The organism is Streptomyces chattanoogensis, assembly GCF_001294335.1.
GTDB classification, from domain to species: Bacteria; Actinomycetota; Actinomycetes; order Streptomycetales; family Streptomycetaceae; genus Streptomyces; species Streptomyces chattanoogensis.
The window spans coordinates 126,987-147,211 of record NZ_LGKG01000141.1; the positions used below are offsets into that span (position 1 = coordinate 126,987).

Sequence of the window (20,225 nt, forward strand, 5' to 3'; positions counted from 1 at the left end):
ACCTCCTGAGACAACCCCCCGCGCCGTCTACGCTGCCGCCCACCCAGGTAGGGCGAAGTACGGACAAGCCCACCGTCCGCGACGACGCGGCTGCGGGGCGCGGTCGGGGCAGGGCCTAGACTCCGGACCGTAAAGATTGTCGAAAGTCGTTGAACAAGCGCAGTCAGGGAGCGAGGGGCGGACGTGCCGGACACGACCGTACGCACCACCATCGCCGCGGGCTACTTCGAGGGCTACTCGGTCGTGGGGCTCATCGCCGTGATCGGTGTGCTCTTCGTGGCCGTGGCCTTCGGGGCCGGGCGGTTGCTGCGGCCTGTCGTGCCGACGCCCGAGAAGATGCTGACGTATGAGTGCGGTGTGGACCCGGTCGGTGAGGGCTGGGCGCACACCCAGGTCCGCTACTACGTCTATGCGTTCCTCTACGTCATCTTCGCCGTCGACTCGATCTTCCTGTTCCCCTGGGCGACGATCTTCGCCGCCCCCGGTTTCGGCGGCGTGACGCTGGTGGAAATGTTCATCTTCCTCGGCTTTCTCGCCGTCGGCCTGCTCTACGCATGGAAGAAGGGCGTCCTGGAATGGACGTGAACCCCGTCTCCAACGGATCCGCAGCCGCGGCCGAGGGTGCCGCCCCCCAGCTCCTGCCGGAACCCCGGCGCCTGGGCACGCTGGCCCGCCTCGCGCCCGAACCGATGAAGGTGGTCCTCAACTGGGGCCGCCGGTACTCGCTCTGGGTCTTCAACTTCGGGCTCGCCTGCTGCGCGATCGAATTCATCGCCGCGTCCATGGCCCGGCACGACTTCATCCGGCTCGGGGTGATCCCGTTCGCGCCCGGCCCGCGCCAGGCCGACCTGATGGTCGTCTCCGGGACGGTGACGGACAAGATGGCCCCCGCCGTGAAGCGGCTCTACGAGCAGATGCCGGAGCCGAAGTACGTCATCTCCTTCGGCGCCTGCTCCAACTGCGGCGGCCCCTACTGGGACTCGTACTCGGTCACCAAGGGCGTCGACCAGATCATTCCGGTGGATGTGTACGTACCGGGCTGCCCGCCGCGGCCCGAAGCGCTGCTGCAGGGCATCCTCAAGCTGCAGGAGAAGATCGCGCGCGAGTCGCTGGGGGAGCGCTACCACCACGGCCGCACCGCCCGGCCCTCGGCGGCCGCGCTGCGCAGCGGGCTGGTCACGCCGCCCGCCCCCAAGGCCGCGGGGGAGGAGCCCCGATGAGCGAGCAGCAGGCCGGGCAGCCGGTCGAGCCCGCCGCCGAGGCGGTCGAGGCCGCAGAGTCCGCCCCCGAGTCCGCCCCCGAGCCCGTCGTCGGCTGGCTGCCGCGGCCCGCGAGCGAGATCTTCGGTACGGGCGCCACGGCCGAGGAGGCATACGACCTGCTGACGGTCGACGTCCCGGTGGACGGCTGGCTCGCCGCCCTGACGGCCGCCCGCGACGACCTCGGCTGCACCTATTTCGACTGGCTGAGCGCCGTCGACGAGCCCGGCACCGGCTTCCGGATCTGCGCGCACCTCGCGGATGTGGCGCACCCGGGGACCGTCCGGCGGCTGATTGTCCGTACGACCGTGCCGCACGACGCCGCCGCGCTGCCCACCGCCGTGGGTGTGTACGCGGGCGCGGGCTGGCATGAGCGCGAGACCCACGAGATGTTCGGCGTGGACTTCACCGGCCATCCGCATCTCGTACCGCTGCTGCTCCCGGAGAGCTTCGAGGGCCACCCGTTGCGCAAGGACTTCGTGCTGGCGGCGCGGGTCGCCAAGGCGTGGCCGGGGGCCAAGGAGCCGGGCGAATCCGAACACGGTGGGCCCAAGCGGCGGCAGATGCTGCCGCCGGGTGTGCCGGACCCGAACGAGTGGGGTCCGCTCAAGGGCCAGCTGCCGCCTGCTCCCGCGCGGCCGGCGCGGGGTGCACGGGCGGCCGGTGGCGCGCGGGCCGCGGGTGCTGCCGCGGGCGAGCGTCCGGTACGGCGTACCCGTACGGCGAGTGCGGGGTCGGCGAGCCAGCAGGCGGCGGGGGAGGCCGCCGAGGCACCGGCTGCCGCCGCGGCGCCTGCCGAGCGCCCGGCGCGGCCGGCACGGCGGACCCGCTCGGTGAGCGAGGGGTCGGCGAGCCAGCAGACGGCGGCCGCCGCAGCCGAGGAGGCTTCGGAGACGGCCCCCGCGGCCCCGGCCAAGGAGGCGGCCCCGCGTTCCTCCGACGCGCCGTGGCACCACGCCCGCCCGGCCTTCGACGAGCCGGAGAAGACGCCGGAGAAGGCATCGGAGCCGAAACCGGAGTCGAAGGCCGAGGCCGAGGCGACGCCGGAGCCCGAACCGCAGCCGGAACAGGACAGCCCCCGGAACGGCACCCAAGACGACCAGGCAGGAGGTGGGACCCCATGAGTGACACCCTCGACATCGCCCTGCGCCTGCTCGCCGTCTTCGTCGTCTTCCTGGTGTTCCCGCTGGTCATCGGGCAGACCGAGCACAAGGTCATGGCCCATATGCAGGGCCGCCTCGGCCCCATGTACGCGGGCGGCTTCCACGGCTGGGCGCAACTGGTGGCGGACGGCGTCAAGTTCGCGCAGAAGGAGGACATCGTCCCGGCGGGCGCCGACCGGCGGATCTTCCAGCTCGCGCCGGCCGTCGCCCTGCTGCCGTACCTCCTGGTCCTGATCGCCATACCGATCGGCCCGCACGGCGCCGTGGGCCAGGTCATCGACGCGGGCATCTTCTTCGTGCTCGCCGTCATGGGCGTCGGTGTGCTCGGCTCGCTGATGGCGGGCTGGGCGTCGGCAAACAAGTTCTCGCTGCTCGGCGGTCTGCGGACGGCCGCGCAGCTGCTGGCGTACGAGCTGCCGATGCTGCTCGCCGCCGCGTCCGTCGCGATGGCGGCCGGCACGCTCTCCCTGCCCGGCATCCTGGAGGCCTTCCACTGGTGGTGGGTGCCCTGGCAGATCGTCGGCGGCGTCGTCTTCTTCACCGCGGGCCTCGCCGAACTCCAGCGCCCGCCGTTCGATATGCCGGTCGCCGACTCGGAGATCATCTTCGGCGCGTACACCGAGTACACCGGACTGCGCTTCGCGCTCTTCCTCCTGGCCGAGTACGCGGGCATCGTCGTCCTCTGCGCGCTGACCTCCGTCCTCTTCCTCGGCGGCTGGCACGGCCCGTTCGGCCTCGACGGCCTCGGCTGGCTGTGGACGCTGCTGAAGACCGCGATCCTCGCCTTCGGCGTCATCTGGCTGCGGGTCACCTACCCGCGCCTGCGGGAGGACCAGCTGCAGAAGCTCGCCTGGACGGCCCTCATCCCGCTCGCCCTCGCCCAGATCGCCCTCACCGGCGTCGTCAAGGTGGTGATCTCGTAATGGGCATGCCTGGCAAAGGCCTCGCCAAGGGCCTGGCCGTCACCCTGCGCACGATGACGCGGAAGTCCGTCACCGCGCAGTACCCGGACGCCCAGCCCGACCTCGCACCGCGCACCCGCGGCGTCATCGGGCTGTTCGAGGAGAACTGCACGGTCTGCATGCTGTGCGCCCGTGAGTGCCCGGACTGGTGCATCTACATCGACTCCCACAAGGAGACGGTGCCGCCCGCCGCGCCCGGTGGCCGCGAGCGCAGCCGTAATGTGCTGGACCGCTTCGCGATCGACTTCGCGCTGTGCATGTACTGCGGTATCTGCATCGAGGTCTGTCCGTTCGACGCGCTCTTCTGGTCGCCGGAATTCGAGTACGCCGAGACGGACATCCGCGAGCTGACGCATGAACGCGACCGGCTCCGCGAGTGGATGTGGACGGTGCCCGAGCCGCCCGCGCTCGACCCGGCGGCCGAGGAGCCCAAGGAAATCGGCGCCGCACGCAAGGCCGCGGACAAGCTCGCCGCCCAGCAGGCGGCCGAGGCCCAGCAGGCGGCCGAGGCCGCAGGCCAGGAGGAACAGGCCAAGGACACCGAGGAGGAGGGAACGTGACGCTCGCCGCCACCGCCGCAGGCCACGGCTTCCTTTCGCCCACCGGTGTCGAGATCGCCTTCCTCCTGGTCGGCATCGCCACCCTCGGCGCGGCCGTCGTCACCGTCACCACCCGGCAGCTGGTGCACGCCGCCCTCTGGCTGGTGGTCACCCTCGGCGGGGTCGCCGTGGAGTACCTCCTCCTGACCGCCGAATTCATCGCCTGGGTGCAGGTGCTGATCTATGTCGGTTCCGTCGTCGTCCTCCTTCTCTTCGGGCTGATGCTGACGAAGGCGCCCATCGGCCGCTCCCCGGACGCCGATTCGGGCAACCGCTGGGCCGCGCTCATCGTGGCCGTCGCCGCCGCGGGCGCGCTGGTCTGGGTTGTCGTGGACGCCTTCCGGGCCACCTGGATCGACCTCGACGGCGCCGTCCAGGGCTCCACCCAGTCCTCCGGACGCACCCTCTTCCAGTACTGGGTGCTGCCCTTCGAAGCGCTGTCCGTGCTGCTGCTCGCCGCGCTCGTCGGGGCGATCGTGCTGTCCCGCCGGGCCGGGGAGGGCAAGGCCCCGGTGGCGGGTCTCCGGAACGTCTTCCGCACGTCCCCGGCCCCCGCCCCGCGAGAGGACCAGCGCTGATGCATCTCGCCTATCCGGCCGTCCTCGCCGTCCTCCTCTTCTGCACCGGTCTGTACGGCGTGCTCGCCCGCCGCAACGCCATCCTGGTGCTGATGTCCGTCGAGCTGATGCTCAACGCCGTCAACCTCAACCTCGTCGCCTTCGACGTCTGGCTGCGCGACACCCTGCACGCCGGCCAGGCGCTGACCCTTTTCACCATTGCCATCGCCGCCGCCGAGATCGGTATCGGCCTGGCGATCGTGCTGCTCGTCTACCGCAACCGCGGCAGCTCCGACATCGACCGGCTCCGTGACCTCGCGGAGCGGCCGGACGGTACGGACGCCACGGACCACGGCGCGCAGCCGCAGCCGGACACCCAGGCGGAGGCCCCCGCGTGACGCTCACGACCAGCGCCGTCCTCGTCCCCCTCCTGCCCTTCCTCGGGGCCGTCGCCGGCCTCCTCCTGGGGCGGAGCGCGCCCGGTTTCGTCCGGCCGCTGGCCGTTCTGCCGACGCTCGCCGCGGCCGCTCTCGCGGTGTCCGTCGCCGTCGAGCAGGGCGGCGGCCCGGCCACCGACGTCGCCACCCGGCTCACCCCGACCGGCTCGATCCCCATCGACCTGGCCCTGCACATCGACGGTTTCGCCGCGCTGATCGCCGTCCTGGTCGGCGTCGTGGCGAGCTGTGTGCAGATCTACTCCACCGGCTATCTGCGCGACGATCCGCGCTACCCCTCCTACGCCGCGCTGGTCTCGCTGTTCACCTCCGCGATGCTGCTCGTCGTCTACACCGGCGACCTGATGGTGCTGCTGGTCGGCTGGGAAGTCATGGGCATCTGCTCGTACTTTCTCGTCGGCCACTACTGGGAGACCAAGGCCGCCCGCGCCGCCTCCCTCAAGGCCTTCCTCGTCACCAAGCTCGGCGACGTCCCCTTCCTCTTCGGCATCTTCGCGCTGGCCGCCGACGCCGGGACCTTCCGCATCACCGGCATCCTCGGCCACGTCACCAGCGGCGGCCTGGACCACCCGACGCTGATCGCGCTGCTGCTGCTGGCCGGTGCCGCGGGCAAGTCGGCGCAGTTCCCGCTGCACACCTGGCTCCCGGACGCGATGGCCGGCCCGACGCCCGTCTCGGCACTGATCCACGCCGCGACGATGGTGGCCGCCGGTGTCTACGTCGTCGCCCGGCTGCTTCCTGTGTTCGCCGCCTCCGCGGCCGCGCTGGTCGTGCTCGCCGTCATGGCCGCGATCACCATGGTCGGCTCCGGCCTGGCCGCGCTCGCCCAGGACGACATCAAGCGCGTACTGGCCTATTCGACGGTGGGCCAGCTCGGCTACATGATGGGCGCCCTGGCCGTCGGCGACCGCGGTGCCGCCGTCTTCCACCTCCTGTCCCACGGCGTGTTCAAGGCCCTGCTCTTCCTCGGCGCGGGCGTGATCATCCACGCCGCCGGGACGAACTCGCTGGCCGCCATGTCCCGGATGAGCGGGCTGTCCCGGCGGATCCCGGACGCCTACTGGACGGTCACCGTGGCGCTGCTCGCGCTCGCCGCGATCCCGCCCTTTGCCGGCTTCTTCTCCAAGGAGGCCGTCCTGGGCGCCGCCGAGCACGCCGCCTCCGGTGGGGCGCACGGTGTTCCCGGCGCGGCCGGCTGGACCGTCCTGGTCTCCGGCCTGCTCACCGCCCTCCTCACCGCGGCCTATGCCGCCCGCCTGTGGCTGCTCGCCTTCCGGGGCAAGGGCGCCGAGGTCCCCGACCATGGTCGCCAGCCGGTCGTCATGAACGCCATGCTGTGGGTCCTCTTCGTCCCCACCGTCGCGCTCGGCCTGACGGGCCCCTATCTGCCCCAGTGGTTCGACGGACGCTCGCTCAACCCCACGCTCACCACCTCCGTCCTGGGCACCGGTGCCGCACTCGCCGGCGGCCTGGTCGCCTACGCGGCCTGGCGCCACACCAGCGCCCTCGCCGCCCGCGCCCCCCTCGGGGCAGTGGCGGCGGCCCCGGACGCCGCCCCCGGCCTCGCCGAGGAACTGGCCATCGAGAGCCACGCCCCGGCCTACGGCGGCGTGGCCGGCGCCCCGGACCCGGCCGACCCCGGCCGCCTCCTCCTGGGCCCGCTGCACCGCCACGCGGCCGTCGGCTTCCACCTGGACGCCGTCTACTCCGCGCTGTTCGTCCGGCCCGTACGCGCCGCCGCCACGCTCGTCCGCTTCCTCGACCGCGAGGTCGTCGACACCTACGTCCGCGGCGCGGGCGCCGCTCCCCGCTGGCTGGGCGCCGCCGTCCGCCGCGCCCAGACCGGCAATGTGCAGACCTACCTCGGCGCGCTGCTCGCGGGCTCGCTCGTCCTGGCCGTCGCCGCCGTCCTCGTCGCCACGGGTACGGGAGCCTGACCGATGCTGCATGACACGCGCGGGGCACACACCCCGCACTGCCGGCGCCCGAGCGACACCCTGAGGAGGGGCTGACCCCGTGAACCACACCGCACTGCAGTACCTCCTCGCGGCGGTCGTCGTCCTCCCCCTCCTGGGCGCCGTCGCCGCCCTGCTGCCCGCCCCGCCCGGCCTCAAGGGGCGCAACCCCGACCAGGCCGTGCTGCGCCACGGAGTCACCGTCACCGGCGTCGTCCTCGTCGCCGCCGTCGCGCTGGCCGCCGGCTTCGACCGCGGCCACCCGGCCCGTATGCAGGCCACCACCGACATCAGCTGGATCCCGGCGCTCCACATCCGCATCCACCTCGGCGTCGACGGCATTTCGCTCCCCCTCGTCGTCCTGACCGCGCTGCTGACCTTCCTCTGCGCGCTCTACAGCTACTTCAAGATGCCAACGGGCCCGTCCCCCAAGGCATTTGTGTCCCTGCTGCTCGTCCTCGAGGCCGGCACCCTCGCCACCTTCGCCGTCCTCGACCTGATGCTGTTCTTCCTCGCCTTCGAGATGGTCCTCATCCCGATGTACTTCCTCATCGCCCGCTGGGGCGGTGCCGGAAAGCAGGCGGCGGCCTGGAAGTTCATCCTCTTCACGCTGCTCGGCTCGGTCGTCATGCTGCTCGGCCTCCTCCTCATCGGCGTGAAGTCCGGCACGTTCGACATGGTCGCACTGGCCACTGACAACGGCCCGAAAGCCCAGCTCAGCCACACGGTCCAGCTGCTGGCGGTGCTCGCGATCGGCATCGGACTGGCCGTCAAGTCCCCGATGTGGCCGCTGCACAGCTGGCTGCCGGACGCGCACACCGCGGCCCCCACCGTCGGCTCCGTGCTGCTGGCCGGCGTCCTGCTGAAGATGGGCACCTACGGGTTCGTCCGCATCGCGCTGCCCATCACACCCGAGGGCATGCACACCTTCGCGCCGTACCTCGCGGCGTTCGCCGCCATCGGCATCATCTACGGGTCCCTCGCCTGCCTCGCCCTCGTACGCAACGGGGCGAAGGGCGACCTCAAGCGCCTGATCGCCTACAGCTCCGTCGGCCACATGGGCTTCGTCCTGCTCGGCATCGCGAGCATGACCCCCACCGGCGTCAACGGCGCGCTGTTCGCCAACATCGCCCACGGCCTGATCACCGGCCTGCTGTTCTTCATGGTCGGCGCCCTCAAGGACCGCACCGGCAGCACCGACCTGGACGCCCTCGCGGGCACCACCGGCGCCGCCCTGTACGGCAGGGCGCCCCGCTTCGGCGGCCTGCTCGCCTTCGGCGCCGTCGCCTCGCTGGGCATCCCGGGCCTCGCCGGGTTCTGGGGCGAGATGCTCGCGATGTTCGGCGCCTTCCGCCCGGCCGCGGGCCTCAGCCGCGCCGCCTTCCTGACGTTCATGGTGCTGGCCGGCCTCGGCACCCTGCTGACCGCCGCCTACCTGCTGCTCGTCGTCCGCCGCGTCTGCATGGGCGGCCACCTGGCGGCCCAGGCGGCACCGGGCGAAGAGCCCGTGCCCGCAGAAGAGCCTGCCCCCGTCATCCCCGACATCGCGCGCCACGAATACGCGGCCTGGTCCCCCCTCGCCGTCCTCACCGTCCTCGCCGGACTGTGGCCCGCGGCCCTCCTCGGCCTCACCAACCCGGCCGTCCAGCAGCTCCTCGGAGGCGGTAAGTGATGAGCCCGACGATCCCCATGGCCGACGGGAACCTGGCCGCCGCGCACCCGGTGGGTTCTCTGGTCCAGTCCGTCGACTGGCTCGCCATCGCGCCGCCCACCATCGCCGCGACGGTCGCCCTGGCGGTGCTCGTCGCCGATCTCTTCCTCCCCGCCGCCAGAAAGCCGCTGCTCGGCTGGATGGCGACCGCGGGCCTGGCCCTGGCCGCGCTGTCCCTCCTGCCCCTCCTGGACGGCGACCGCCGCACCTTCTGCCTCACCGGCCACCCGGATGTGTGCAGTTACGTGGCCGACCCCTTCGCCCTGGTGATCCAGTTCCTGGTGCTGGCCGGCGCGCTGCTGACCGCCCTGCTGTCGATCGACACCATCAAGGACCACGACCTGCCCACCGGCGAGTACTGGTTCCTGCTGCTCTCCTCTGCGGCCGGCGCCGCCCTGCTGCCCGCCTCCCGGGACCTCGCCACCCTGGTCATCGCCCTCGAAGTGGCCTCCCTGCCCGCCTTCGCCCTCGTAGGACTGCGCCGCGGCAGCCGCCTCTCCTCCGAGGCCGCCCTCAAGTTCTTCCTCTCCTCGGTGGCCGCCACCGCCGTGATGCTCCTCGGCGTGAGCTTCCTGTACGCCGCCACCAGGAGCCTGTACCTCTCCCGGGTGGCGCACGCCCTCACCGACCTCCCCGACCCCCGGCTGGCCACACTGGCCGCCGCGGGCGTCGCGCTCACCCTGGTCGGCTTCGCCTTCAAGACCGCGGCCGTCCCGTTCCACTTCTGGGTTCCCGACACCTACGTCGGCGCGCCGCTGCCCATCGCCGCCTACCTCTCGGTCATCGGCAAGGCGGTCGGCTTCTCCGGTCTGATCCTTGTCACGGTCGAGGGCTTCCCCTCGTACGCCGACATCTGGGGCCCGGTACTGGCCGTCCTCGCCGCGCTCACCATGACCGTCGGCAACGTCGCCGCCCTCCGCCAGGACCCGCACCGCGCGCACAGCGCCGTACGCCTGCTGGCCTGGTCGTCGGTCGGCCAGGCCGGCTACCTCCTGGTTCCGCTCGCGGCGGCCGGCTACACCGACAACCCGGCGCACGCCATCGGCTCCACCATCGCCTACGCCCTGATGTACGGCGCGGTGAACCTCGGCGCCTTCGCCATCGCCGCCCTGGTGGCCCGTACCCGCCCTGCCAACCGGATCACCGACTACCGGGGCCTGTACGCCCGCCGCCCCCTGGTGGCGCTCGCCCTCGGCTTCTTCCTGCTCAACCTCGCCGGCCTGCCGCCCGGCATCATCGGCCTCTTCGCCAAGGTGACGGTCTTCTCCTCGGCCGTCGACGCGGGCCTGGCCTGGCTCGCCGTCGTCATGGCCGTCAATGTCGTGATCGCGCTCTACTACTACCTCCAGTGGACGGCAGTTCTCTTCCGGGGCGCCAAGGAGACCGAGGGCGCCGAGGCCGTGGACCGGACCGCGCCGCCCGCCAGGATTCCGGCCGCCCTCACCACCGCGATCGCCCTCGCCACCGTCCTCGGCATCGTCCTCTCCGGCGCCCCGCAGCTCGTCCTGCGCTTCGCCTCCGGGGCGCTCCTGTAGCGGTACGCAGCCCTACGGGCGATGCCCCGCCCGGCGTCCCGCCGCGCCGGCCGGGGAACCACCCCTCCCCATCCCGCGTTGACCAGTGCGTAAGGGTCCACCGGAGAGTGGAGAAGCAGCACAGGGTTCCCCTGCCGCACCGCTTGGAGGGCGTACCGTGCACCGCCGGCACAACGGGCTCAGGACCGCCGTACTCCTCGGGGGACTGTCCGCACTCATCATCGTCATCGGCAGCCTGTTCGGCCGTGCGGGCCTGATCATCGCCGTCGTCGTCGCCCTGGGCACCAACGCCTACGCGTACTGGAACAGCGACAAACTGGCGCTGCGGGCCATGCGCGCCCGCCCCGTCAGCGAATTCGAGGCCCCCGGGCTCTACCGCATGGTGCGCGAGCTCTCCACGGCCGCCCGCCGGCCCATGCCCCGCCTCTACATCTCCCCGACCCAGGCCCCCAACGCCTTCGCCACCGGCCGCAACCCGCGCAACGCCGCGGTCTGCTGCACGGACGGCATCCTGCAGCTCCTCGACGAACGCGAACTGCGCGGCGTCATCGGCCATGAGCTCAGCCACGTCTACAACCGCGACATCCTCATCTCGTCCGTCGCGGGCGCGCTCGCCTCCGTCGTCATGTTCCTCGTCAACTTCGCCTGGCTGATCCCGTTCGGCAGAAGCGACGACGACGAGGGCCCCGGCCTCCTGGGCATGCTGCTGATCATGATTCTCGGCCCGGTGGCGGCCTCCCTCATCCAGCTGGCCGTCAGCCGCTCCCGCGAGTACCAGGCGGACGCCGCGGGCGCCCAGCTCACCGGCGATCCGCTGGCCCTCGCCTCCGCCCTGCGCAAGCTGGAGGCGGGCACCCAGCGGCTGCCGCTCCCGCCCGAGCCGCGGATCGAGACCGCGAGCCACATGATGATCGCCAACCCGTTCCGGGCGGGCGAGGGGATGTCCCGGCTCTTCTCCACCCACCCCCCGATGCGCGAACGCATCGCCCGCCTCGAAGAGATGGCGGGGCACCGTCCCTGACGGGGCCGAGCGAGGCCGGCGGCGAGAAGCTCCGCCGCCGGCGCCGCCCGGCCGGCTCACATGCCGAGGAGGCGGCCGACCACCGAGACCGGGTAGTTGTCACGCACCCCATGAGCGGTGGAACTGTCGCCCCCCAGCAGACCCTGCCGGTCCGGCCTGTCCGACTCCCCGCCCATGGGGGAACCGCCGGGGCCGGACGACCCGTGATCCGAAGCCGGGCCCGAGCGGTCGTCGGCGGCGGCGGTACCCGCACTGCCGAGCAGGGCAGCGGAGGCCAGGGTCACTGCGAAGAGCGTGGTGCGGATGCGCATGATTTCTCCCGAAGGCCGAGACGGTGATCAGCCTCTGTACTTCCCCGGGCCGCCCCCGGCCCACGACCCGCGCGCAAAGATCACCCCACTGCCCCCGCACCCGGCCGGCCACCGGGCCCGGGTTCCTTCCGATTGCGGCCCGACGTCGCAACGGTCCACGGTGGTAAGCGCGTCTAGCAGGGCGGAACGATCCCTCGACGCGCCCGTGGAAGGCTGCCGATCATGAAGCTCATCCTTAATCTCATCTGGCTCGTCCTGAGCGGCCTGTGGCTGGCGATCGGGTACGTCCTGGCAGGCATCATCTGCTGCGTACTGATCATCACGATCCCCTTCGGCATCGCCTCGTTCCGGATCGCGGGCTATGCGCTGTGGCCCTTCGGCCGTACGACCGTCGAGCGCCGCGACGCCGGAGCGGGCTCGGTGCTGGGCAACATCATCTGGATCGTCTTCGCGGGCTGGTGGCTGGCCCTGGGGCACATCGTCACCGGTATCGCGCAGTGCGTGACGATCATCGGCATCCCCTTGGGCATCGCCAACTTCAAGATGATCCCGATCTCGCTGCTGCCCCTGGGCCGCGAGATCGTCCCCACAGACGAGCCGTTCGCCACCCGCTGACGGCGCCGTCCCCGCGTCCGTACGAGGCCGCCGTTACGCCCGTACGAGCCCCCGAGGCCCCACGAACCGCTTGAACCCCAGCGGCTCCACGCCCTCCAGGCCCGCGATGAAGCCCATCACCGCCCCGCCGCGCTGCAGCGCGGACCCCACCTGGCGCTGATGGGCTTCCGCGTCCGTCCACTCGCTGTAGTTGACGACCTGCCGCCCGTCCTCGCGGAGGTGGAAATGCGAGGCGAAGGCCCCCTCGCCGCCCTGGCGGCCGCCGAACATCTCCATCAGGCCGTCGACGAGCCGCAGGGCCGCCTCGTGCCCGGACGTGCGGAAACCGACCCGTACGACGCAGCCCACCGCCCCCGGCGCGTCCTGGGCCAGCAGGCTGCGGTAGAGCCGGAAGCGGCCGGGACCCGTGCCGTCGGCCTCCACGACGCCGTCCAGGACCGCCGCGATCCGCTCGCGCAGCCCGCTGTCCTCAGCGGTCCGTACGAACTCCTGGCGCGCCGCATGGCTGGTCCACTGCCCGTAATTCAGAACGCTCCGGCCGTCCGTCCCGGTGAACAGCACCCGCGAGAGAAAGCCCTCCGGCAGCGGCGTCTCCTGCCAGACGCGGGCCACGCCGTCCACGACGGCCCGCTGGCCCTCGGGACTGCCCGCGTCCCACTCGCTGATCAGTACGGCACCGGCATCCGGCCGCCGGACCTCCGGAAAGACGTCGGCGAGAAAGGCGCCCTGAGCGTCCTGAGTGCCCTGACTGCCGTCGCGTGCGGTGCTGTGCGCGCTCTGCTGTGTGGTCATGGCAGCACCCTGCAACCTCAACCAATATCGAGGTCAATAGCGAGGCTGATGTCGAGGCCGAGCGCCGCCGTTACCCCGCCCCGTAAACACCGGTGGGGCGGCACGCCGAAGCGTGCCGCCCCATCCCTGGCAGCCGGAAACGGGATTCCCCGGACCCGGATGCCTACCGGTAGTTCACAAACTGAATGGCGAAGTCCAGGTCCTTCCCCTTCAGCAGCTGCTGCACCGCCTGCAGGTCGTCCCGGCTCTTCGAGCTGACCCGCAGCTCATCGCCCTGCACCTGCGCCTTGACGCCCTTCGGGCCCTCATCGCGGATGATCTTGGCGACCTTCTTCGCGTTCTCCTGCGAGATCCCCTCCTCCATCGAGGCGGAGATCTTGTACTCCTTGCCCGAGGCCTGCGGCTCCCCGGCGTCCAGCGCCTTGAGCGAGATCCCGCGCTTGACCAGCTTGGACTGGAAGATGTCGAGTACGGCCTTCACGCGCTCCTCGGCGTTGGCCCGCATCTCGATCTTCTCGCCCGACCACGCGATCGAGGCGTCCACGCCCTTGAAGTCGTAGCGCTGCGAGATCTCCTTGGCGGCCTGGTTGAGGGCGTTGTCGACCTCCTGCCGCTCGACCTTCGAGACGATGTCGAAACTGGAGTCGGCCATGTTGAGTTGGCTCCTCGTACGTAGATCCGTCAGGGGTGCGGGCCGTCCCCGGACCGCCTGCCAAGCCTAGCTACCCGGCCAAGATCCAGCGCCTCGGAATCGAGTGGCGGACCACCCCCTGCCATCGGGTATGGTTTACGTCGTTGCCACAGAGCACCGCCCCACAGCGGAACTCGCGGCAGCAAACCCTGGCGGTGTGCCCGAGCGGCCAAAGGGAGCAGACTGTAAATCTGCCGGCTTCGCCTTCCCAGGTTCGAATCCTGGCGCCGCCACAGGAGTGCAAAGGGCCCCTGATCTGCGACTATCGCGGATCAGGGGCCCTTTGTCATGCATCTCCTGCCGTGCATCTTCGCCCTATACCCCTGCCCCCGGTGCGGCACGGACCGTCTCGCCCCTTCTCGCTGCTTCTCACTCCGCGTCCGGGGCCATCCCGCCCCAACCGCCGCGCCCCCGCCGTCACCCTCTGTAACGCCTCGCCGTAGTCCCGCCCCCGCAGCCGATCAGGCCGTCGCAGGCAGGCCCCGGCCGGCCGTGGCCGTGCGATACGTCACTCGAACGAGGCGTTCCGCCAGGTGAGTTCGCCGTTGGCCTCGCGGCGCGGCCGGGCGGCGAGGCGCGGCCCGCGGCCTCACGCGGCAGCCACGTCCCGCACCGCCTCGGAGACCGCCACATCGCCCCCGATCAGCTCCAACGTCCGCCCCGCGGTGGCCGGTTGGTCGAGCAGCTCCGCGAGGACGGCCGCCACGTCGTCCCGGGTGACGTCGCCGCGGCCGGTGGATTCGCCCAGGGTCACCAGGCCGGTGCCGGGGCCGTCGTTCAGCCGGCCCGGCCGCAGGATCGTCCAGTCGAGCCCGGCGCGGGACCGTACGTCCGCGTCCGCGGCGCCCTTGGCCCGCAGATACGCCGCGAAGACCGGGTCGGTGCCCTCCGGCGGCTCGCGGTCCGCGCCCATCGAGGAGACGACGAGGAAGCGCCGCACGCCCGCCGCCTCGGCCGCGTCCGCGAACAGCGCCGCCGCGCCGCGGTCCACGCTGTCCTTGCGCTCGGCCCCGCTGCCCGGCCCCGCACCGGCCGCGAAGACCGCCGCGTCCGCGCCCTCCAGATGCCGCGCCACATCCTCCACCGACGCCGACTCCAGGTCGCAGACCACCGGTTCGGCACCCGCGGCCAGCAAGTCGCCGGCCTGTTCCGGCCGCCGGACGATGCCCGCGACCTCGTCCCCGCGCCCGGCGAGCAACCGCTCCAGCCGCAGCGCGATCTGACCATGTCCACCTGCGATGACAATGCGCATGATCCCGACCGTACGCCGCACCGCCCGCGCACCGTGCGGGACCGGCCGGTGCGGCGCAAAGCCGTCCCTGGGGCGGTCCTCTAGCGCTGCGACTGCCGCGGCAGCTCCAGCGCCACCTCCGCCGCCGAATCGCAGTACTCGCGCACCGCGCTGGTCCGGGCCACCACCCGGCCCCGGTGCACCACGACCCGGCTGTACGCGAGCGACAGCACCCCGGCGATCCGCTCACCCCGTACGGCCAGCAGCTCCGCCGGGAAGCCCGCCTCGACCCGCACCTCCGGCAGGCCCAGCGTCGCCCGTGCCGCCGCGCTCACCGTCTCGTACGCCGCCTCGGGCGTGGCCTCCCCGAGGGACGCCAGCAGATACGCGGCCTCCAGGGGATCGCCGCGCCCCACCGGGTTCGCCACATCGCGCAGCGCGCCGCTGCCGGCCGCCACCCGCACCCCGGCCGCGCGCAGCAGCCGTACGGGGGCGGGACGGGCCACCCGTGAGCCGTGGCGTTCCAGGCCGGTGCAGTCGCCCTGGGGCAGGCAGACGACGGCGACATCGGCGGCCGCGAGCTGTTCGGCGACCCGGGCGGCCACGCTGCGCGGCATCCGGGCCATCCCGGCACACGGCCCGAGGGCCACGCCCGGCCGCAGCCCGCCGGCCATCGCCGCGAAGCGGGACAGCCGCGCCGGATCGTCACCGTCGGTGTGCAGATCCACCGGGCAGCCGTGCTCGCCCGCCACGTCCAGGACCGTCTCGACGTACCCGGCCGGATCGGGGTCGAGGTCCGGGCAGCCGCCGATGACCGAGGCCCCCATCTTGACGGCGTCCCGCAGCATCGCCAGCCCGTCCGCGCCCGCCACCCCGGTCAGCACCCGCGGCACCGCCACCGCCGCCAGATCGGCCAGCCCCCGCAGCGACCGGCGGGCCTGCAGCACCGCCTGGAGCGAGCGCAGCCCCTGGACGTCGCCGATGCGGACATGGCTGCGCGAGGCGGTGGCGCCGTGCCCGAGCTGCAGCAGCGCGGCCTCCGTCGTGCGGCGCTGGACGTCCTCGGGGGAGTCGGAGGCGGGGCCGTCGGTGTCCGCGGTCAGCGCGGTGTCGCAGTGTGCGTGGGGTTCGGCGGGGGCGGGGAGCAGCAGATAGCCCGCGAGGTCCACGCGGGAGCCCTGCGGGGCGAGGCTGCCCGCCGTCCCGACGGCCTCGATGCGCCCGCCGCCGAGCCGTACGTCCACCGTCCGGCCGTCGGCCAACCGGGCGCCGCACAGCACCAGCGCGCCGGAGTCCGACCTGGCCTGCCGGCCGGAGTTCGGCTGCCCCCGCTTCTTCCCCGGCTGTGGCTGCTGCGGTGAACTGCTGTCGGACATCGCGCTCCTCGAAGGCACGGGCGTGCAAGATCACGCAGCGTTCTCCGAGCGTAGGCCGCCGCCGGGAGAGCTTCGTGCAGGCGCGAAATAGTCGTACCGGTGTGGTGCGCGGGGCGGTTGGTGCGCGGCCCGGATACGGATTTCACCTTTGGCTGCGGGCCGTGTAATGTCTTCATCGCTCGCCCCAATAGCTCAGTCGGCAGAGCGTCTCCATGGTAAGGAGAAGGTCTACGGTTCGATTCCGTATTGGGGCTCTGATGTGTGAGGTACCCGCCTTCGGGCGGGACCCCTCGCATCACAGCGGTGTAGCTCAGTCGGTAGAGCAAGCGGCTCATAATCGCTGTGTCACCGGTTCAAGTCCGGTCACCGCTACTGACAGTAGCCGATTGTGGGGTCGGTCCTCCGATCGGCTACTCTTTTATGCGTTCAATCCGACCATCTGTCCGTCAAGGAGCACTCACGTGGCTGCCACCGACGTCCGCCCGAAGATCACGCTGGCCTGCGTGGAGTGCAAGGAGCGGAACTACATCACCAAGAAGAACCGGCGCAACGACCCGGACCGTCTTGAGATGAAGAAGCACTGCCCCCGTTGCAACTCGCACACCGCGCACCGCGAGACGCGATAAGTCAGGCCGCGCTTCTCGTAAAGCACAGCCGTGAGGCCGTCCCCAATTTGGGGGCGGCCTCACGGCGTTGATCACCGCTGCAGCACAGGGAGGTTGCGAGCCCATGGCGCTCGATCCGTCTTTTGTCGGACGCACGTACCCGCCCACCGATCCGTACGAGGTCGGCCGGGAAAAGATTCGCGAATTCGCCGAGGCGATAGGGGACACCAACCCCGCATACACCGATACCGAAGCCGCCAAGGCGCTCGGGCACCCCGATGTGATCGCGCCGCCGACTTTTGTGTTCGCCATCACGTTCAAGGACGCGGGGCAGGTCGTCGGCGACCCGCAACTGGGCCTGGACTACAACCGGATGGTGCACGGCGACCAGAAGTTCGCCTACACCCGGCCGGTGCACGCCGGTGACCGACTGTCCGTCACCTCCACCATCGAGGCGATCAAGTCGATGGCGGGCAACGACATCATCGACATCCGTGGTGACGTGCACGACGAGGCGGGCGAGCACGTCGTGACCGCATTCACCAAGCTGGTGGTCCGTGCCGTGACCGAGGAGGGCTGAGATGACCGCGAAGATCTCTTACGACGATGTCGAGGTCGGCACCGAACTCCCGGCGCAGTCCTTCCCCGTGAGCCGCGCCACACTCGTCCGGTACGCGGGCGCCTCCGGCGACTTCAACCCGATCCACTGGAACGAGAAGTTCGCCAAGGAGGTCGGGCTGCCCGACGTCATCGCGCACGGCATGTTCACCATGGCCGAGGCGATCCGGGTGGTCACCGACTGGGCCGGCGACCCGGCCGCGGTCGCCGAGTACGGCGTGCGCTTCACCAAGCCCGTCGTCGTCCCCAACGACGAGACCGGCGCCCTGATCGAGGTCAGCGCCAAGGTGGCCGCCAAGCTGGACGACGAGGCACGTACGGTCCGCGTCGACCTGACCGCGACCAGCGCCGGCCAGAAGGTGCTGGGCATGTCCCGCGCCGTGGTCCGCCTCGCCTGAGCTGCCGGATCACGGCCGTACGGAGACGAGCATCACCTAGGAACGTTCCTGGGTGATGCGGCCCGTACCCTTGGCCGGGTGCAGGAACTCCACGACGCCCCCCTCGCCCCGCTGACCACCTTCCGTCTCGGTGGCCCGGCGACCCGTCTCGTCACGGCCACCACCGACGACGAGGTGATCGCCGCCGTCCGAGCGGCCGACGACGCCGGCACCCCGCTGCTGATCATCGGCGGCGGCTCCAACCTGGTCATCGGCGACAAGGGCTTCGACGGCACGGCCCTGCGCATCGCCACCAGCGGCTTCGAGCTGGACGGCACGACGCTGACGCTCGCCGCGGGCGAGAACTGGTCCGACGCCGTCGCCCGCACGGTCGAGGCCGGACTGGCCGGCATCGAGTGCCTGGCCGGCATCCCCGGCTCGGCGGGCGCCACCCCGATCCAGAACGTCGGCGCGTACGGCCAGGAGGTCTCCGCCACCATCACGGAGGTCGTCGCCTACGACCGCCGGGCGGGCGAGACCGTCAGCCTCACCAACGAGGAATGCGCCTTCTCCTACCGCCACAGCCGTTTCAAGGCGCACCCCGACCGGTTCGTCGTGCTGCGGGTGCGGTTCGCCCTGGAGGACGCCGGGGGGCTCTCCGCGCCGCTGAAGTACGCCGAGACCGCCCGTACCCTCGGCGTCGGGACCGGGGACCGCGTCCCGGCGGCCGTCGCCCGCAAGACCGTGCTGGCCCTGCGCGCGGGCAAGGGCATGGTGCTGGACCCCGAGGACCACGACACCTGGTCGGCCGGCTCCTTCTTCACCAACCCGATCCTCACCGCGGCCGAGCACGCCGCCTTCCTGGAGCGCGTCCGCGACCGTCTCGGCGCCGAGGCCGAACCCCCTGCCTTCCCGGCGGGCGACGGGCTGGTGAAGACCTCCGCCGCCTGGCTCATCGACCGCGCCGGCTTCACCAAGGGCTACGGCAGCGGCCCGGCCCGGATCTCCACCAAGCACACCCTCGCGCTCACCAACCGCGGCGCGGCCACCACCGAGGACCTCCTGGCACTGGCCCGCGAGGTCCGGGACGGTGTGCAGGCGGCCTTCGGCGTCACCCTCGTCAACGAGCCGGTGACGGTCGGCGTCAGCCTCTAGACGTCCAAGGCGTCCAAGGCGTCCCAGACGGCCGCCCGGAGCCGCCAGAACGGCGCCAGGCGGCCGCTGCGGGCCTTACGCCGCCAGCCAGGCGTCGATGTCCGCCAGCAGCCGTTGGCGGTCCTCCTGGGGCGCCTGGGAGCCGCGGACCGACTGACGGGCGAGCTCGGCCAGTTCCGCGTCCGAGAAGCCGTGCGCGGTACGGGCGATCTCGTACTGCGCGGCCAGCCGCGCGCCGAACAGCAGCGGATCGTCCGCACCCAGCGCCATCGGCACCCCCGCCTCGAACAGCGTCCGCAGCGGTACGTCCTCCGGCTTCTCGTACACCCCCAGCGCCACATTCGACGCCGGGCACACCTCACAGGTCACCCCGCGCTGAGCCAGCCGCCGCAGCAGCTTCGGATCCTCCGCCGCCCGTACGCCGTGCCCGATCCGTCCCGCGTGCAGATCGTCCAGGCAGTCCCGCACGCTCGCCGGGCCCGACAGCTCGCCGCCGTGCGGCGCCGCCAGCAGCCCACCGTCCCGTGCGATGGCGAAGGCCCGGTCGAAGTCCCGCGCGAAACCGCGGCGTTCGTCATTCGAGAGCCCGAAGCCGACCACGCCCTGATCCGCGTAGCGGACCGCGAGCCGGGCCAGCGTCCGGGCGTCCAGGGGGTGCTTCATACGGTTCGCGGCCACCAGGACGCGGATGCCCAGACCGGTGTCCCGCGAGGCGCGCCCGACCGCGTCCAGAATGATCTCCAGCGCCGGGATCAGCCCGCCCAGCCGCGGCGCGTACGAGGTCGGGTCGACCTGGATCTCCAGCCACCCGGACCCGTCCCGGACGTCCTCCTCGGCGGCCTCGCGCACCAGCCGCTGGATGTCCTCCGGCGAGCGCAGACACGACCGGGCGATGTCGTAGAGCCGCTGGAAACGGAACCAGCCGCGCTCGTCGGTCGCCCTCAGCCTGGGCGGCTCGCCGCCCGTGAGCGCGTCCGGCAGATGCACGCCGTACTTGTCGGCGAGCTCCAGCAGGGTCGTGGCCCGCATCGAACCGGTGAAGTGCAGGTGCAGATGGGCCTTGGGCAATTGACGCAGATCACGGAGGCGCTCCATCCGCAGATATTGCCGTATGCGGGCGCCACGCCGATAGGTCCCGCCCCGAACGAAGGGCCTGCCGAAAGCGCGAACGGGGCCGGAAGATGCTCCGGCCCCGCCCGTCACCTCCTCACGTGAGGAGGTGGCTGCCTGCTCGACT

22 protein-coding genes and 3 tRNA genes are annotated in these 20,225 nt (G+C 71.8%); 19 read left to right on the top strand and 6 right to left on the bottom strand.

The window, feature by feature from the left end; all coding sequences use genetic code 11:
* Positions 1 to 183: 183 nt before the first annotated feature.
* From ADL29_RS20340 to htpX, 11 genes are all read left to right on the top strand, one after another.
* The gene (locus ADL29_RS20340) at positions 184 to 585 is read left to right on the top strand and encodes an NADH-quinone oxidoreductase subunit A (protein ID WP_053925065.1); all 402 of its coding nucleotides are present in this window, start codon (positions 184 to 186) and stop codon (positions 583 to 585) included.
* Positions 576 to 1,220 carry an NADH-quinone oxidoreductase subunit B gene (locus ADL29_RS20345; protein ID WP_053925066.1) on the top strand — a complete coding sequence of 215 codons (645 nt, stop codon included), beginning with the start codon at positions 576 to 578 and terminating at the stop codon, positions 1,218 to 1,220. The genes ADL29_RS20340 and ADL29_RS20345 overlap by 10 nt, the downstream gene beginning before the upstream one ends.
* Complete coding sequence (locus ADL29_RS20350; protein ID WP_053925067.1) at positions 1,217 to 2,383, top strand: NADH-quinone oxidoreductase subunit C; 1,167 nt, start codon at positions 1,217 to 1,219, stop codon at positions 2,381 to 2,383. The genes ADL29_RS20345 and ADL29_RS20350 overlap by 4 nt, the downstream gene beginning before the upstream one ends.
* A complete protein-coding gene (locus ADL29_RS20355) occupies positions 2,380 to 3,345 on the top strand; it encodes a complex I subunit 1/NuoH family protein (RefSeq protein WP_053925068.1) in 966 nt (321 codons plus the stop codon). Before ADL29_RS20350 ends, ADL29_RS20355 begins: the two co-directional genes overlap by 4 nt.
* Positions 3,345 to 3,944, top strand: coding sequence for a NuoI/complex I 23 kDa subunit family protein (locus ADL29_RS20360; protein ID WP_053925069.1), 600 nt, complete (start codon positions 3,345 to 3,347; stop codon positions 3,942 to 3,944). The genes ADL29_RS20355 and ADL29_RS20360 overlap by 1 nt, the downstream gene beginning before the upstream one ends.
* Positions 3,941 to 4,561, top strand: coding sequence for an NADH-quinone oxidoreductase subunit J family protein (locus ADL29_RS20365; RefSeq protein ID WP_053925070.1), 621 nt, complete (start codon positions 3,941 to 3,943; stop codon positions 4,559 to 4,561). The genes ADL29_RS20360 and ADL29_RS20365 overlap by 4 nt, the downstream gene beginning before the upstream one ends.
* Complete coding sequence (nuoK, locus tag ADL29_RS20370) at positions 4,561 to 4,938, top strand: NADH-quinone oxidoreductase subunit NuoK (RefSeq protein WP_046927419.1); 378 nt, start codon at positions 4,561 to 4,563, stop codon at positions 4,936 to 4,938. The genes ADL29_RS20365 and nuoK overlap by 1 nt, the downstream gene beginning before the upstream one ends.
* Positions 4,935 to 6,932, top strand: coding sequence for an NADH-quinone oxidoreductase subunit 5 family protein (locus tag ADL29_RS20375; RefSeq protein WP_053925071.1), 1,998 nt, complete (start codon positions 4,935 to 4,937; stop codon positions 6,930 to 6,932). The genes nuoK and ADL29_RS20375 overlap by 4 nt, the downstream gene beginning before the upstream one ends.
* Before the next feature lie 94 nt (positions 6,933 to 7,026).
* Positions 7,027 to 8,622, top strand: a complete 1,596-nt coding sequence (locus ADL29_RS20380) for a complex I subunit 4 family protein (RefSeq protein WP_063788504.1) — start codon at positions 7,027 to 7,029, stop codon at positions 8,620 to 8,622.
* Entirely contained in the window at positions 8,622 to 10,196 is a 1,575-nt protein-coding gene (locus tag ADL29_RS20385; RefSeq protein ID WP_245689542.1) for an NADH-quinone oxidoreductase subunit N, read from the top strand. Before ADL29_RS20380 ends, ADL29_RS20385 begins: the two co-directional genes overlap by 1 nt.
* A gap of 157 nt (positions 10,197 to 10,353) precedes the next feature.
* Positions 10,354 to 11,217 carry a zinc metalloprotease HtpX gene (htpX, locus tag ADL29_RS20390; protein WP_053925074.1) on the top strand — a complete coding sequence of 288 codons (864 nt, stop codon included), beginning with the start codon at positions 10,354 to 10,356 and terminating at the stop codon, positions 11,215 to 11,217.
* A 56-nt stretch (positions 11,218 to 11,273) separates the two neighbouring features.
* Here the strand turns inward: htpX and ADL29_RS20395 are convergent, their stop codons facing one another.
* Positions 11,274 to 11,528, bottom strand: a complete 255-nt coding sequence (locus tag ADL29_RS20395; RefSeq protein WP_046927423.1) for a hypothetical protein — start codon at positions 11,526 to 11,528, stop codon at positions 11,274 to 11,276.
* A 222-nt stretch (positions 11,529 to 11,750) separates the two neighbouring features.
* Here ADL29_RS20395 and ADL29_RS20400 point away from each other — a divergent pair, with 222 nt between their 5' ends.
* Positions 11,751 to 12,143 (top strand): YccF domain-containing protein, encoded by a 393-nt coding sequence (locus ADL29_RS20400; protein ID WP_046927424.1) that lies wholly within the window; start codon positions 11,751 to 11,753, stop codon positions 12,141 to 12,143.
* 33 nt (positions 12,144 to 12,176) lie between these two features.
* On the opposite strand, the gene ADL29_RS20405 is transcribed toward ADL29_RS20400, so the two are convergent.
* Together ADL29_RS20405 and ADL29_RS20410 are read right to left on the bottom strand one after the other, a co-directional pair.
* A complete protein-coding gene (locus ADL29_RS20405) occupies positions 12,177 to 12,935 on the bottom strand; it encodes an antibiotic biosynthesis monooxygenase (RefSeq protein ID WP_053925075.1) in 759 nt (252 codons plus the stop codon).
* A gap of 163 nt (positions 12,936 to 13,098) precedes the next feature.
* Positions 13,099 to 13,587, bottom strand: a complete 489-nt coding sequence (locus ADL29_RS20410; RefSeq protein WP_053925076.1) for a YajQ family cyclic di-GMP-binding protein — start codon at positions 13,585 to 13,587, stop codon at positions 13,099 to 13,101.
* Between the two features lie 190 nt (positions 13,588 to 13,777).
* Between ADL29_RS20410 and ADL29_RS20415 the strand changes: the two genes are divergently transcribed.
* Positions 13,778 to 13,859, top strand: a tRNA-Tyr gene (locus tag ADL29_RS20415).
* A 356-nt stretch (positions 13,860 to 14,215) separates the two neighbouring features.
* On the opposite strand, the gene ADL29_RS20420 is transcribed toward ADL29_RS20415, so the two are convergent.
* Both ADL29_RS20420 and ADL29_RS20425 read right to left on the bottom strand, forming a co-directional pair.
* Complete coding sequence (locus tag ADL29_RS20420) at positions 14,216 to 14,878, bottom strand: NAD(P)H-binding protein (RefSeq protein ID WP_053925180.1); 663 nt, start codon at positions 14,876 to 14,878, stop codon at positions 14,216 to 14,218.
* 80 nt (positions 14,879 to 14,958) lie between these two features.
* Entirely contained in the window at positions 14,959 to 16,233 is a 1,275-nt protein-coding gene (locus tag ADL29_RS20425) for an amidohydrolase family protein (protein WP_046927427.1), read from the bottom strand.
* 181 nt (positions 16,234 to 16,414) lie between these two features.
* On the opposite strand from ADL29_RS20425, the gene ADL29_RS20430 reads away from it, so the two are divergent.
* The 6 genes from ADL29_RS20430 to ADL29_RS20455 all read left to right on the top strand — a co-directional run bounded on the left by ADL29_RS20430 (position 16,415) and on the right by ADL29_RS20455 (position 18,988).
* Positions 16,415 to 16,487 (top strand) — tRNA-Thr (locus tag ADL29_RS20430).
* Positions 16,488 to 16,532: 45 nt separating this feature from the next.
* Positions 16,533 to 16,605, top strand: a tRNA-Met gene (locus ADL29_RS20435).
* Positions 16,606 to 16,694: 89 nt separating this feature from the next.
* Positions 16,695 to 16,859 carry a 50S ribosomal protein L33 gene (gene rpmG / locus ADL29_RS20440; RefSeq protein ID WP_006604855.1) on the top strand — a complete coding sequence of 55 codons (165 nt, stop codon included), beginning with the start codon at positions 16,695 to 16,697 and terminating at the stop codon, positions 16,857 to 16,859.
* A gap of 103 nt (positions 16,860 to 16,962) precedes the next feature.
* Positions 16,963 to 17,418, top strand: coding sequence for a MaoC family dehydratase N-terminal domain-containing protein (locus ADL29_RS20445; RefSeq protein WP_053925077.1), 456 nt, complete (start codon positions 16,963 to 16,965; stop codon positions 17,416 to 17,418).
* A gap of 1 nt (position 17,419) precedes the next feature.
* Entirely contained in the window at positions 17,420 to 17,854 is a 435-nt protein-coding gene (locus tag ADL29_RS20450; protein WP_046927429.1) for a MaoC family dehydratase, read from the top strand.
* A gap of 78 nt (positions 17,855 to 17,932) precedes the next feature.
* Positions 17,933 to 18,988, top strand: a complete 1,056-nt coding sequence (locus tag ADL29_RS20455; RefSeq protein WP_046927430.1) for a UDP-N-acetylmuramate dehydrogenase — start codon at positions 17,933 to 17,935, stop codon at positions 18,986 to 18,988.
* A 75-nt stretch (positions 18,989 to 19,063) separates the two neighbouring features.
* Here ADL29_RS20455 and ADL29_RS20460 read toward each other — a convergent pair whose 3' ends face one another.
* A complete protein-coding gene (locus tag ADL29_RS20460; RefSeq protein WP_046927431.1) occupies positions 19,064 to 20,083 on the bottom strand; it encodes an adenosine deaminase in 1,020 nt (339 codons plus the stop codon).
* Positions 20,084 to 20,225: the final 142 nt, after the last annotated feature.

Excerpts from the sequence above, each read along its gene's own strand:
- ADL29_RS20345 (WP_053925066.1), top strand. The coding sequence starts at position 576 with ATGGACGTGAACCCCGTCTCCAACGGATCCGCAGCCGCGGCCGAGGGT.
- ADL29_RS20350 (WP_053925067.1), top strand. The coding sequence starts at position 1,217 with ATGAGCGAGCAGCAGGCCGGGCAGCCGGTCGAGCCCGCCGCCGAGGCG.
- ADL29_RS20355 (WP_053925068.1), top strand. The coding sequence starts at position 2,380 with ATGAGTGACACCCTCGACATCGCCCTGCGCCTGCTCGCCGTCTTCGTC.
- ADL29_RS20360 (WP_053925069.1), top strand. The coding sequence starts at position 3,345 with ATGGGCATGCCTGGCAAAGGCCTCGCCAAGGGCCTGGCCGTCACCCTG.
- nuoK (WP_046927419.1), top strand. The coding sequence starts at position 4,561 with ATGCATCTCGCCTATCCGGCCGTCCTCGCCGTCCTCCTCTTCTGCACC.
- ADL29_RS20385 (WP_245689542.1), top strand. The coding sequence starts at position 8,622 with ATGAGCCCGACGATCCCCATGGCCGACGGGAACCTGGCCGCCGCGCAC.
- ADL29_RS20395 (WP_046927423.1), bottom strand. The coding sequence starts at position 11,528 with ATGCGCATCCGCACCACGCTCTTCGCAGTGACCCTGGCCTCCGCTGCC.
- ADL29_RS20400 (WP_046927424.1), top strand. The coding sequence starts at position 11,751 with ATGAAGCTCATCCTTAATCTCATCTGGCTCGTCCTGAGCGGCCTGTGG.
- ADL29_RS20405 (WP_053925075.1), bottom strand. The coding sequence starts at position 12,935 with ATGACCACACAGCAGAGCGCGCACAGCACCGCACGCGACGGCAGTCAG.
- ADL29_RS20410 (WP_053925076.1), bottom strand. The coding sequence starts at position 13,587 with ATGGCCGACTCCAGTTTCGACATCGTCTCGAAGGTCGAGCGGCAGGAG.
- ADL29_RS20420 (WP_053925180.1), bottom strand. The coding sequence starts at position 14,878 with ATGCGCATTGTCATCGCAGGTGGACATGGTCAGATCGCGCTGCGGCTG.
- ADL29_RS20425 (WP_046927427.1), bottom strand. The coding sequence starts at position 16,233 with ATGTCCGACAGCAGTTCACCGCAGCAGCCACAGCCGGGGAAGAAGCGG.
- ADL29_RS20445 (WP_053925077.1), top strand. The coding sequence starts at position 16,963 with ATGGCGCTCGATCCGTCTTTTGTCGGACGCACGTACCCGCCCACCGAT.
- ADL29_RS20450 (WP_046927429.1), top strand. The coding sequence starts at position 17,420 with ATGACCGCGAAGATCTCTTACGACGATGTCGAGGTCGGCACCGAACTC.
- ADL29_RS20460 (WP_046927431.1), bottom strand. The coding sequence starts at position 20,083 with ATGGAGCGCCTCCGTGATCTGCGTCAATTGCCCAAGGCCCATCTGCAC.